The following is a 13,302-nucleotide window of genomic DNA, read 5'->3' on the forward strand; positions in this document are numbered from 1 at the left end:
AAGACTATGGAGACGTTACAAGAGATTCATGAACGTATAAAGAAAATTAAGTTTTTTTCAATGTGTGGAAAAAAATCAACTTTAAATACTCATTTTAATTATCAATTTGTTAATGATTGGAAAGATGCTGAAAAAAATTGTAATGACAAATGGGATAACTTGAAATTAGAAGCTAGAAATAAAATAACATCCTATCTTCATGAGAATTGGCCTGAGAAATATAGGGAATGGAATACTGTTACTCTTGAAGCAAAAGGTTTACTTAAAGAAGATGTATTAATAAGAGGATTTCAATATATTAAAGATAATGACTTAGATGAAAATATATATGAAAGTATTGAATGGGATTTGCTTTCTGTTATTATGGAATATTATTATAAACCTTATGTTGGTGTTGGTTTTTATACAGAACTATTAAAAATTTACGAAAGCGGGCATATTCCATGTGGTTGGAAAGGAAAATGGCCAGAAGGTAAGTTACTTATTTATTAAAGCATTCTTGTAAGGTTACACTAATAAGAAGGAGGCAAATATGGGGAAAATTAATAACTTAGATGAAAATAATGAATTTTACCAACATATTAAAAAATATATTGGGGAACCGAGCCTTATTAATCTTGAAACAGTGTCAGATATGAATATAAATTTGATTACTTTTAAGGCGAATGCTGAAAGAGACTATCATACTCTTATAACTTATGGGATGAGTTTGAATTCAGCTAATGTTCCTTTGGAAGAGAATGAGTGGGGTCATACAGAGTTGATGATGTATCTTCCGAAATCTTGGCCAGTAATGAAAGAACAGATAATGGAATTTAATGATTATTGGCCTTTTGGATGGCTTAGGAAATTAGGTAAATTTACTCACGAAAGAAATACGTGGTTTTGTTATGGAGATACAATTCCTAATGGTGATCCACCTGAGTCAATTTCAGATAATACTAACTTCTGTTGTATGTTATTACTACCACCTATTAGAGAGGACGAACATTTTTTTGAATTAAAGATAAGTGAAGAAAAATCGGTCCGATTTTTAGTAGTAATGCCTATATATAAAGAAGAAATGGAGTATCATTTAAGTAATGGATTTGGAGCCTTACTTGAGAAGTTTGATCAATTTAATATTAATGATATAATTGATATTAATAGAATTAATACTTGTAAGATTCTTGCTGAATAGTACTGAAATATAGAAATAAACAGCTAGTTATCGATTATCGTAACTAGCTGTTTATTTATTTTAATAATATTGAAGAAATGGTGAATTATATATTAGAGCACAAACTTTTTAATAAGCTAACCAAAAGTAAATTAGGGAATAACGTTAAGAATTTTGCAAAAGTGGCGGTGCTAGCGGTCAAAAATACTTACCAAAAAGCGAAGCAAAAACAAAAGAAGTATATAATCAAACCAAGCAACAGATAAAGACTACTGTCAAACAGACCAACAGGTAATGAAAGAAAAAGTACTGCCAACAATGAAAAAAGGTGCGAAAGCAGCAGGCAAAGCCTTAGTAAGTACTGTAACACCTAAAAATATGTTAGATACGCTCCAAGTAGGATTAGATGTCGTAGGGCTGGTACCGGGAGTTGGAGAAGTAGCAGATGGCTTGAATGCGGTGATTTATTATGCAAGAGGAGACAAGTTAAATGCAGCCCTCTCCGTAGGAGCGATGATCCCATTTGCAGGAATGGCAGTGACAGGTGGTAAATTAGTAACTAAAGGTGCGAAAGCATTTAATGGTGTAGTTGATGGTATTAAAACCGTTACGAATAAAGGTCCAATAGGCGAACTAAAAGAAAAAGCCACTAAAAAGCTAGACACCGTAAAAGATAAGTTCCAAACTAAAGTAGCCGAAGTAAAGGACCAACTGCGTCAGTTGGGAACACCGCAGTTAGAGTTTGCCGGTGTGAACGTTGGCCGAATAACGGATACGGGAACATTTGGGAAAAACAAGCCATCGAATAGTTCCAAACCGCCAGCAAAAGATAGTAAACCTGCTGAGACGAATAATGGTACGGGTAAAGGTGGTACACCTTCTCCCAAAACGGTGAAGTACGGTGAACATTTCACGAAGAATGGTAGAAAAAAAGTTTTAAAACCAAATGTAGAATACAAAACACCAGAAGGTTATACTTATCGTACGGATAGCAATGGACGTATTACCGATTGTGAAGGAACGCTTGTACTAGGTACAGCAAAACGGAATGCATACGCACAGAGGACAGTAGGAGGAAAAGACAGAAAACCTGATGACGACGGTGGACACTTAATAGGAGCACAGTTTAAAGGATCAAAAGATATTGATAACCTAGTTCCACAAAATAGTCAGATTAACCGCTCAGGCGGTGAGTGGTTTAATATGGAGACTGAATGGGCTAATGCATTGAAAGAAACGCCTCCGAAAAATGTATATGTGAAGATTGAACCAGTTTATCAAGGAAATTCGCAAAGACCAAGTCATTTTGATGTAGTTTATGAAATAGAAGGAAAAGAGATAGTTGAAAAAACTATTAGGAATCAATCAGGAGGGTAATTAAAATGGAACAAAAAATGAATAAGCTATATAGAGAAATAGCAGAAACAGTTAATGAAATGATTCCAGTAAAATGGGAAAAATTTTATTTTTATGCTCAAATATCAGAATCAGGAGGCGGAACTTATTTTTTTTACAATACACCTGAGAATAGACAATCTTTTAATTATAGTGTAAAAATACCAATTAACTATGCTATTGAAAAAGATGAATATAAAATTAATAAAAGAAAGCTGTTTGAATTGAGTGATGAACTTAGAAATGTTTTCAAAGATAACCAACAAGAACTTTGGTATTCCTTTACAATGTCTCTTGAGAGTAGTGGAGATTTTAAGATTCATTATGATTATACAAATTGGTTTGATACAGAATATAGCTTTAGTGACCAAATGATTATATGGAAAAATAAATATTTAGGTGAAGTACCAAATGATGAAAATTATAAAGCGTTAATTGAAAAGTACTATATTGAATTTCCTAATAATCCGATTTGACTAAATGAAAAATACTATTAAACTTCATTTGATTTTACTATTATTTGGTACATTATTTTGAAATGCAACCTATCATTGATAACAGCGACGAAATGATATATTGGGAGGCTATTAAACTGGTCTCCTTTTAAAGATTCTAATTTATAAATACTTTAAATTCTGTAAAAAAAAACAGCTTATACAACCATTTTTAAGGGAGTATGAGCTGTTTATTTTTGCATTGTGAGAATGCTAGAACGATTTATTAAACAAGAAGTCCTTACTTATAAATGCCATTTATTTTCGCTAATAAAGTCCTGTTTAGACAAAAGAAGAGTAACACCTGTTAGATACGCTCCAAGTAGGGTTAGATCTCGTAGGGCTGGTACCGCGGGTTGGTGAAGTAGCAGATGGCTTGAATGCGGTGATTTATTATGCAAGAGGAGACAAGGTAAATGCAGCCCTCTCCGTAAGAGCGATGATACCATTTGCAGGAATGGCAGTGACAGGTGGTAAATTAGTAACTAAAGGTGCGAAAGCATTTAATGGTGTAGTTGATGGTATTAAAACCGTTACGAATAAAGGTCCAATAGGCGAACTAAAAGAAAAAGCCACTAAAAAGCTAGACACCGTAAAAGATAAGTTCCAAACCAAAGTAGCCGAAGTAAAGGACCAATTGCGTCAGTTGGGAACACCGCAGTTAGAGTTTGCTGGTGTGAACGTTGGCCGAATAACGGATACGGGAACAGTCGGGAAAAATAAGCCAACGCCGAATCCAAAACCATCGAATAGTTCCAAACCACCAGCAAAAGATAGTAAACCTGCTGAGGGAACTAAGGGTGCGGGTAATAATTCTTCAGGTAGGGATGTTTATGGACCTTATTATGATGAGGCCAAAAAATTACACGAAACTAAGCCTGATTGGTATCCTAACCCTGATGAATCTAAAATAGTAAAGGGAAAAGAACTAAAAGAAGCAAGAGTAGATTATCAAACGTTGGTTAGAAGAGGGGAACTTGAAAAAGGTCATCATAAGCAAGGTTTATCTTTTGGTGGAGAGAATGTAAGTTCAAATATTAAAAAGACAGGAGAATCGACTATTCGTCAAAAAGAAATTGATGAATTAGATTTGGATTTTTATCATGAAATGGGTTATGGTAAAGAAAATGCTAAGATACTAAAAATACATGAAAATGAGAAGGGGATTATTGTATTTGGTAATAATCCTCAACATACTAAAGTTACTGTTTTTCAAAATAAAGTTTTGAAATGGCAAAAAGAAAATGGCAAAAGATAATTCAATGAAAGTAGGTGCATCTATGGGAGAAACGGGAAATCTTATGAATAGTATATGGTTTGGAGAAAAAACAACTTTAGACAAATTAGAAATTAAAGAAAAAATTTTGAATTCTGTAACGGAAAAGGAAGTATTATTTAATTTAATTGAATTATTTAAAACAGGTGATTTTACTCAAAAAACATTATTATTCCAATTAATGAATCAGACTAGAAATGAATCGGTTTTGAATTTATGTATTAGAATGTTCTTAGCTGTTGCAACACATGATGATTTAAGGGATTCAAATAATCTACGTTTTCTTAGTGAGGTAAACGAAGAAACAGTAAACACTTTTGCATCAGCAGCCATAACATCACTTTCTCTTGATATAATTCCATATTTATTGGCTTTACTTGAAGAATGGGATGAAATCAGTGATACAGCTATTATTATAAGGGATTCTATTGATTCTTTTATTAATTTTGAGGAACAAATAGGTGAAGAGGCAACTATAGATGAAATTGGAAATTTCTATTTTAATTATTGTGAGGAAATGGATACAGAGAGTTATTACTTCCAACAAAATTTAGCTTTTCCTGGCGACTTAGCTAAAAAGTTGATACAGCGTGTTTTGATTGCTGCGAATAATGAGGAGCCATTAAAAATGGAATTAATACCTTCTTTATTATCAATTTGGTCCGGTGAAAAAGTGCCTGCGGACTACAATACTGTCATAAATGCGAACAATTATAAAGATTTTATTGACTATATTGATAGACTTTCAAGTAAAAACTGGGAAAAAGGACAAAAATATTTTTATGGATATAAGCTTTAACAGCTTTAACTATAATATATGAAAAATATACAATTTAAATAATTCAATAATGCAAAGTATATATACAAGTGTATTAGAACATGGAATGCTTAAGAAAAATTTTCTACTTGATTATAAAGGCGAAGAAAATTATAAAATTGTAAACTACATTTTAGATTATGAATTTGACAATAATATTGAGTTAGCTTCACAAGAAGAGCTTGAGAAGTTAGGAGAATTTGATTATGAGTTTTTACCCGAAAAGATAATGGAAGCAAAGTCATTACTTCCAAAGGGTATGGAATATTCTCATACCCAGCTACTGGTGACTTTTACGCTCTATTCATTGTCAAATTAGAGAATAAAACGAAATTACTACAAGTAGAGTTGCTTGAAGAAGAATATATTCCTCCTAAAGAAAAATTTATTCAGTATCTTTACTAAAAAGAACAAATTTCTACTTTGAGCTTGAACGAAAAGATGGAAACTTTAAATTTGATAGGTTGATTGTGGTTAGACTTAAACCATAATCAACCTTTTATTATTTAGGCGACCTATGCCGAAGGATAAAACTCCAAATCAGAATATAGAGCCGATTAATTCAAAACTGATAACAAATTATATACCAACTAGCAATTAAAAAAGTGAGTAAAAGAAAAAGCCACTAAACAGCTAGACACCGTAAAAGATAAGTTCCAAACTAAAGTAGCCGAAGTAAAGGACCAATTGCGTCAGTTGGGAACACCGCAGTTAGAGTTTGCTGGTGTGAATATGAGCGGAATAAAAGATACGGGAACATTTGGGAAAAATAAGCCAACGCCGAATCCAAAACCATCGAATAGTTCCAAACCACCAGCAAAAGATAGTAAACCTGCTGAGGGAACTAAGGGTACAGGTAAAACTACTTTTAGTGAAAAATCTCTGAATCATGCAAATGAAGGTGACTTTACTAGAAATCCTAAAACAGGAGAAATTTCTAAAATGAGTGGTGGTGGCCATGGTCAAGATAATATAGAGTTTCTTAAACAAAATGGCATGGAATACAATATTGAAAAAACTTATCCTAATGGGGTCAGGGTTGGTAATGTACCAGACCACAAGAGTAAAGGGAAGCGAACAGGTACTGGTCAAGCATGGTTTCCTGAAAATTGGTCTAAGGAAGATATCAGTAAAGATGGTAAATATGTAACGAATATGCCTGAAAACAAAGATATTGCTGATGGTGTAACAGTATTCGGTGATTACAATGGTGTTAGGGAAGGCGTAATCAAAACAAATGGAGAGATAGGAACGATTTTTCCAGATAGTATGTTACAACAGTAGTTAAAAAGGGAGGTATTAACAATGTTTGAGGAAAAAGTTAGAGCAGTCTTAGGTGCACGAGCATTACTAGATGATAATGATCCAAGAATTGAGCAAAAATGGGAAGAGCTAATTGTTTTACTAAGTGAAGATGAAAACTTGACTCTGAATTTCTTACAAGTTTGTACAAAAACAGAACTTTCATTTTTAAGTGAGGTTTTTGAAGAAGTGGCATATAATTTACAAAGTAAAAAGTATATTGAATTACTATATTGCCTAGATCAAAGATACCCAGACTTAAACTTAAAGAGAAGTATACAAATTGCCGAGGAGTACATGGATTAAATTTGAGGTTCAAGTAATGATATTTTGTATCAAGAGAGATTAATCCTGGTTTCCAAGCAAACACCTTGATTGGCTAAATGCCTTTCAAGGTTTTTTCTTTAATTTATATTAAATCAACTGAAATTTGAGTGAGACAATAAGAAAATGATTCGTTTGAGAATCGAAAACTCATGAAGGCTGGACTATCCGGGAGTACTATGTAAACAGTTGTCTAGGAAGAAAAGTGTGAGAATTAGGCGAGATGACAATTTATTTACAAGGACCACTTATGGATGGCATAAGCAACAAACACACGAGATTAAACAAGCTAAAGGGTTTAAACGTTACACTTGCCATGTAGTAAAAAAGATGTCATACTGTCAATACTAAACTAACTTATAAAACTTGCAAATATTAATAAACTTAGAAAATTTAATACTTAAAGCACTTGATTGTCTGTAACAGGCGACAAGTGCTTTTTTGCATGTTTAATATGGATTACGATTATTTAATTAGTTTACTAAGTATTAACTTTTATAAAAGAATTATCACACAAGAGGAAGAATAGGCGACGGAAATAAAGAAAAGCTTCATTTGATTCGAATTAGCAGCGAATTCTATCCAAACAGTAATGGAGGTCAGGGGTAGACATAGCTGAAGTAAAGCAAAATAGAGAGAGAACTATAAAAGAATATCTATCTAGCATGAGTAGGTAGAAAACAGAGGAAAATAATAAACGGAATCACCATTTTAAAAGGATTAAAAAATGTTAATTATATGTTAAAATGTTATTTGGAGGAATTATATATTAAATAGGTTCAAGTAAGTTTACATATCAGCATGGATGAGGTATAAAAAGAAAGCTGGGGTGACGTCTAATGGGTCTTTTAGGAATAGCGGGAAGTATGCTGGGGATGATTCCAAAAGTAGGCTCCGCAGGTGGCAAGAAAAAAGGAAAGGGCGGAGGGTCGAAGAAGGGGAAAAACTCTAAAAAATCCTCCAACAAGAAAGGGTCCTCAAAGAAGAACCAACCGAAGTCGAAGAAGAAAAAGAAAAAGAAAAAGAAAAAAAAGAAGAAAAAGAGTATATGGGGTAAAATCTATACCAAGGCACGCAAAACCTATAATAAGATAACCAAAAGTGACATGGCGAAGAAAGCCAAGAAAGGCGCAAAAGCGGCGGTGCTAGCGGTCAAAAATACTTGTCAAAAAGTGAAGCAAAAAACAAAAGAAGTGTATAACCAAGCGAAGCAAAAGACGAAAGAAGTATATAATCAAACCAAGAAAAAGATAAAGACTACTGTCAAAAAGTCGAAACAATTAATGAAAGAAAAAGTACTATCGACAAAAGCAACTCGAAAAACAACGGGTAAGTCAAGAGTAAAGGCAAAAGATTGGACAAGGCATAAAAATAGGATAAACAGTGAAGACGAACTAAAAGCGCTACTAGATGAGCGTAGAAAAACGAGAGTAATAGGCAGTGATGGGGAGCCAATAATGACTCTTATGGATAAGCGAAAGGTTGTAAGTGCTGAATCAACTGCCACACCGGATGGTCTAGCCCCATATGCAGTAATGGGATACTCCATGTTTATTGAAGATTATGTGACATTGACTGATGCAGAGGCGTCAATAGGTGACCAAGTAGGAGCAGCGTCTTCATTAATAAATCCTTTCAAGAAGTTCAAAAAAGGTAAGGAAGCACTAGACTCGTTAAAATATGGGGACAAAGGAATAGAAGAAGCCTATGATATTGCCAATAAAAACAAAAAGTCGAAGGATGCTCAGTATACCCAAAAAGAAATCGATCAACTAGGCGAGTATGCGAAGAAGGTTGATAAGGGTACGGATGAAGTTAGTAAGGTTAAAGCAGAAGATGTTGTATTTAGTGATAAATTCAGTAAAGGTAAATTTAAAAACCAGGTAGCTGAGAGAGGATGGACTAATGAAAAGATAGCGGATGCAATAAATAATCCTGTCAAAGTGGGAGAATCAGTCAACAAAGCTACTGGTAACAAGGTTGAGCTATATTTTGTAGATGACATACATTATGTTGCGATAGATACAGGAACTGGAAAAGTTATTCAGGTAGCGGATTTAAATAAAGCAGATTGGGTCCCGGAAGGTGGACTATAGGAGTGACGTCTTATGATAAATAAAAAACCAGGAAAAATTTGTGATTTAATTCACGAATTCACAATTTATAATCATGATTTAAATAGAAGACATATTAATTTCACAGAGTTAAAGCAATTAATTAATGAAGTAATTACAACGGGTGAATTTGCGGAATTAGTAATTACACCTATATATCAAAATAGTAGAATTAATCTAGGGTTAATATGGGATAATGAAGATTTTAGTATTTCTATGACCGAGAATGATTTTGTCACAAAGGAAGAAATTGAGCAAGAAATTAGTGATATCCGTGAAAAAAGTTTTTTGACAATGACTGATGAGCAAAAATATGTTTCGCTAAAGACTGTTCGATTATTTCCTAGAGGGAATGTAGAGCTTTTTCAAGATTACTTAATAGAATATATAGACTTTTTAGAAGATAGATTACCAACTTACTACAGAGAAGTTATGGAAAAAGTAAAAAACAATTATCAAAATAATTTAGAACTTCTTGCATTTGGTTTTTTAGGATTTGAGGTATTAGGTAATAACATAGAAATATAAAAGATAACTTACAGACAATTTAAATTAGTCGTATCCATTCGTCTTATTCAAGACAGCGGTGTGTATTCGCACAGTAAGCACCTATTTAGGGTCATGATTTCCCACTCTGGGGTAGTACTTAATGGCAGGCTGGAATTATCAGAGGCTTGTTTGGAACGATAGCCTATAACTAACGGGAACGCAACAGGTCGTCGCGCTAAAAGGGTATTATATAGAAAATTTATGTTTAACTTGATTACTGATAAAAATATCCTTGTATTTGAATTAATAACTCATGAAGGCAAGCCATTAAGAGAGCTTAATTTAATACTAAATGTAGACTTATAAGGACCCCCCATGGGTGGCATAAGCAACAAACACACGAGATTAAACAAGCTAAAGGGTTTAAACGTTACACTTGCCATGTAGTAAAAAAGATGTCATACTGCCAATACTAAAATAACTTATAAAACTTGCAAATATTATAAAATTTAGAGAATTTATAAACTTACTTAAAGCACTTGATTGTCTATAACAGGCGACAAGTGCTTTTTACATATTTAAATACGTAAATTGAAAAGATTACGATTATTTAATTAGTGTACTAAATGTTAAATTTTATACAAGTACTAGCATACAAGGGGAAGAACATGCGAGAGGTTTCGATAGATTTGTTATAGGTTATAAGGATGTAAAAAATAAGGAAATGAGTCACCGATTTAGTAATGTTCTCCATTCGATAGTTGAAGGTAAGTAAATGGATAAATAAGTAACATCAATGGAAAGGCAGAGTTTAATATAGATGAATAATGAAATTTATTATGTAAAGGATACACAAGAAAAAATTCAAAATATGGAGGCTTATTATAGGACTTTAGGTTATGGATATTTTTTAGAGGCACTTAATGAGTTTAAAAATGGCAAAGGCTTTGGTATTGGTTATACTAGTTGTTATTTTGCAACTGAATGCGCTCCTAATGATGAAGAGTACTTTGGTGATACTGGAGTAAATTTTACAACAACTCCTCCAGTAACTAGTACTGAAGTATATTCAATTGTGGAAAATGAGTTGTTTTTCGAATATTTACTTAAAGTAGCTAATGAATACCTATCCAACTATCCGCAGAACAAAATAATTGTTGAGGAGAACCTAACTCAAATTCAAAAGAAGTTAAATATATGAGGAAATAGATTAGGAACAAAAAACTTTTGAATATGTAATATAACTTTGATTGATTAACTACCTTTCAAGGTTTTTAGTTATTGTTAAAACAACTAGGTTCTAGAATAAAACAACTAGAAGAAAGAAATTGATAGTATAGCGTTTGGGTAAACCATGCCATTTCGCTATGGAGACCATTCCAACAGGAGTGCACTCAATAATTAAAAGCCTGTGAAGTCAGTGAGATCACATTTTACATGTGAAGGTAGTATGAAAAGAATGATATTGACTTAGCCTGGGCGATAAAAACAACAAAAGAAAATGACTTACGTTACGCAAAGATCACTGTTTGAAAAAATGTAAGTTGTTTCTACGATAGAATAAAAATGGTATTATGTGTTGTGAGAAGTGATTTTTAATAGGACAATCAACATCAAAGGAGGAACTATTGTGAAAAAACTTGATGCTAAATTCGAATACTTGTCGGATATGTACGAAGATTCGTATTATCCAACGTTTTTAGTAAATAAAATTAAAGAAAATATTATGAAAGTCGTCCATTTTATTGAAGAGGGCCATCATACCATTGAAGAGGTGCAGGAAAAGTTGGATGAAATGACTGTAGCAATCAATGAACTACAGGATGAGTTTTATGAACACGATAGTGAAATTGAAACGGTTGCACGAGATTCAATCGCCATAACAGTAGAAGAAATTTTACAATATTTTGAGATTGATATAGATATCGAAGAAGCGGTAAGAGAACGAGATTGGTAAAAAATTACCAGGGTTTCAAAGAGGAAAGTGGATGTTCGATAGGAGATGCTTAATAGTGTTTTTATCAACTTCTAATTATATTGTCTTAAATTAAAATTTGTTTTCTTTAAAGAATAATAAATTGTAGAATCCATACAAAGAACGGAACTTTATTCACTTGATTGCCTAATAAGCAACAAGTGTTTTTTTATGTTTAAGATAACATTATAAATACTAAGATCTCCATATACAAACGCACACACATAAAGATGCACACTTTTGATTTACTTTCTCGCATACTAATCATGAGTTGGATTTTGATACTCTATTTATCCTTCAATTGAAGTAAGGTTTATAGAGCATATATACTCCGAATTTGGAACTAATACTGATAAAACTATTTTAAATTTAGGCATGAACCCAATCAGCGATTATTCGGAAAACCAAGGGAATAATTTTTTGTTAGAGAACTACGTCTTATTCAACCGAAAAGTTATTATTATAAAGAGTTGAAAAAATAATAATTATTCCTTTTTCCGCAAAGAGAAGAGGAAGGCTCTATTGATTATATGGATTGTGTGTTCATCTATATAAGCATAATGACACAGGAGAATATGAAAACGAAAAAAGTTAACAATCTGCTTTGACAAAAAAAGCTGAAAATTTTAAAATTTTAATATAGGAGGTTGTTTCAAATGAAGAAAAATATAAGTTTTATTATAGCTTTCTTTTTAATAATAATGGTCTCACTATATTTTTAAAATGAATACAAAACAAAAAATCTTGTACAAGATTTTTTCGATACTGATTCTTTAGCAGAAGAAACCCATGATGTTAGTATCATAGATACAGAGCGCAACGTTAAAACTATCAAAAAAGATAGTACTGTATTTCCAACTTTCCTAAATTTACTAGAAAAACTAGAAATAAAACGAACTAGCTCTACTTTTACTTACACAGGGTTCTCTATGATTATTTATCACAACAACGATTTGCATGTTATTTATCTTAGAAACGGACTATTAACTTTTAATCACAAAACTTATGAAATACAAAATAAGCAGGCATTTAAAAAATTCCTTGATATTGTAAAAAAGAGGCTGAGACAAAATCATAAAATTCTTTTATAGAAGTACATCGGTTTTGATGAATTTCGCTAATAGCAAAAGCGATGACTGCTACTCAGAATGCACCCAGCGTAAGACAAGGGCATTCTGAGCGTAAGCAGAGGGTAGCTACTTACGGTGCTGAGCGGAAAGCACCGCCGAAACGGTCAATAACGGTCAAAGAGAAAAAGTGTTAGATTGATTAAAGTCAATCTAACACTTTTTCTCTTTTATCTCACCATCTTTCTTTTTTTACAAAGGAATTGAACCGCCACTTGATGTAAGAACTCTTATTGGAATGATATTACCTTGAACAATAGTGAAGTCAGTGTTGCCTGTTGCGAGATTTTTGAATGCCAAATAGTTAACTCTAAATGTAATAGAAATATAAGCTTTGTTATCATTAAAAATTCTTAATAGTTTATTTATTTGGGAATCACCTTCTTCTGCTACTCGTAAGACTTCATTTTTTTCCCACTCATTCCCACTTGTTAATGCTGCTTTTGAAACTTTACCTTTCCAATAATTGATGAATGCCTCTTGAGCTCGACTCATGTCACCGATATTTGCACGAGAAATAGAAGTTGTTGCATTGTACTCATAACGTGAATATTTAGCTGTTGCCATAATTAAATTCCTCCATTTTAATAATAGATTTTGTTTTGTTAGCACTAACACTCTATTAAGGGGAATTTTAATTCGATTTAACAACCTATTTTTAAAAAAAGTTTTATTTACATGCTCATACATTTTGACTTTACATAACATTAGTATTAGAGCAGTAGGAACAAGGGACAACAACTTCTTGTTTACTACTGTGTTTTCATTTAAATCACTTTTTATTGTGTATACAGAATTATATACTACATTGTTGATTTTACTTAAGAAAA

14 protein-coding genes are annotated in these 13,302 nt (G+C 32.5%); 13 read left to right on the forward strand and 1 reads right to left on the reverse strand.

Features of this window, described 5'->3' with window-relative positions:
- Positions 1 to 6: 6 nt before the first annotated feature.
- From FC748_RS03120 to FC748_RS03180, 13 genes are all read left to right on the forward strand, one after another.
- Positions 7 to 492, forward strand: coding sequence for a hypothetical protein (locus FC748_RS03120; protein ID WP_108029749.1), 486 nt, complete (start codon positions 7 to 9; stop codon positions 490 to 492).
- A gap of 40 nt (positions 493 to 532) precedes the next feature.
- Complete coding sequence (locus FC748_RS03125) at positions 533 to 1,180, forward strand: suppressor of fused domain protein (RefSeq protein WP_108029748.1); 648 nt, start codon at positions 533 to 535, stop codon at positions 1,178 to 1,180.
- A 273-nt stretch (positions 1,181 to 1,453) separates the two neighbouring features.
- Entirely contained in the window at positions 1,454 to 2,536 is a 1,083-nt protein-coding gene (locus FC748_RS03130) for a DNA/RNA non-specific endonuclease (protein ID WP_238600131.1), read from the forward strand.
- Between the two features lie 5 nt (positions 2,537 to 2,541).
- Positions 2,542 to 3,030: an antitoxin YezG family protein gene (locus FC748_RS03135; RefSeq protein ID WP_108029747.1), complete on the forward strand. Its 489-nt coding sequence runs from the start codon at positions 2,542 to 2,544 to the stop codon at positions 3,028 to 3,030.
- Positions 3,031 to 3,433: 403 nt separating this feature from the next.
- The gene (locus FC748_RS22215) at positions 3,434 to 4,306 is read left to right on the forward strand and encodes a hypothetical protein (protein ID WP_238600149.1); all 873 of its coding nucleotides are present in this window, start codon (positions 3,434 to 3,436) and stop codon (positions 4,304 to 4,306) included.
- A gap of 22 nt (positions 4,307 to 4,328) precedes the next feature.
- Positions 4,329 to 5,123, forward strand: a complete 795-nt coding sequence (gene imm47, locus FC748_RS03145; RefSeq protein ID WP_038510435.1) for an Imm47 family immunity protein — start codon at positions 4,329 to 4,331, stop codon at positions 5,121 to 5,123.
- A gap of 85 nt (positions 5,124 to 5,208) precedes the next feature.
- The gene (locus FC748_RS03150; protein WP_238600130.1) at positions 5,209 to 5,460 is read left to right on the forward strand and encodes a hypothetical protein; all 252 of its coding nucleotides are present in this window, start codon (positions 5,209 to 5,211) and stop codon (positions 5,458 to 5,460) included.
- Between the two features lie 368 nt (positions 5,461 to 5,828).
- Positions 5,829 to 6,425: an EndoU domain-containing protein gene (locus FC748_RS03155; protein WP_238600129.1), complete on the forward strand. Its 597-nt coding sequence runs from the start codon at positions 5,829 to 5,831 to the stop codon at positions 6,423 to 6,425.
- Positions 6,426 to 6,446: 21 nt separating this feature from the next.
- Positions 6,447 to 6,749: a hypothetical protein gene (locus FC748_RS03160; protein ID WP_108029746.1), complete on the forward strand. Its 303-nt coding sequence runs from the start codon at positions 6,447 to 6,449 to the stop codon at positions 6,747 to 6,749.
- A gap of 857 nt (positions 6,750 to 7,606) precedes the next feature.
- Positions 7,607 to 8,863: a colicin E5-related ribonuclease gene (locus FC748_RS03165; RefSeq protein WP_108029745.1), complete on the forward strand. Its 1,257-nt coding sequence runs from the start codon at positions 7,607 to 7,609 to the stop codon at positions 8,861 to 8,863.
- Positions 8,864 to 8,875: 12 nt separating this feature from the next.
- A complete protein-coding gene (locus FC748_RS03170) occupies positions 8,876 to 9,409 on the forward strand; it encodes a hypothetical protein (protein WP_108029744.1) in 534 nt (177 codons plus the stop codon).
- A gap of 781 nt (positions 9,410 to 10,190) precedes the next feature.
- Complete coding sequence (gene cdiI, locus FC748_RS03175; RefSeq protein WP_108029743.1) at positions 10,191 to 10,571, forward strand: ribonuclease toxin immunity protein CdiI; 381 nt, start codon at positions 10,191 to 10,193, stop codon at positions 10,569 to 10,571.
- A 429-nt stretch (positions 10,572 to 11,000) separates the two neighbouring features.
- Positions 11,001 to 11,327 carry a DUF5713 family protein gene (locus FC748_RS03180; RefSeq protein ID WP_258842098.1) on the forward strand — a complete coding sequence of 109 codons (327 nt, stop codon included), beginning with the start codon at positions 11,001 to 11,003 and terminating at the stop codon, positions 11,325 to 11,327.
- Positions 11,328 to 12,664: 1,337 nt separating this feature from the next.
- On the opposite strand, the gene FC748_RS03185 is transcribed toward FC748_RS03180, so the two are convergent.
- Positions 12,665 to 13,039: a hypothetical protein gene (locus FC748_RS03185; RefSeq protein WP_108029742.1), complete on the reverse strand. Its 375-nt coding sequence runs from the start codon at positions 13,037 to 13,039 to the stop codon at positions 12,665 to 12,667.
- Between the last annotated feature and the right edge of the window lie 263 nt (positions 13,040 to 13,302).

Source organism: Lysinibacillus sphaericus (genome assembly GCF_005217585.1).
Lineage (GTDB): Bacteria > Bacillota > Bacilli > Bacillales_A > Planococcaceae > Lysinibacillus > Lysinibacillus sphaericus.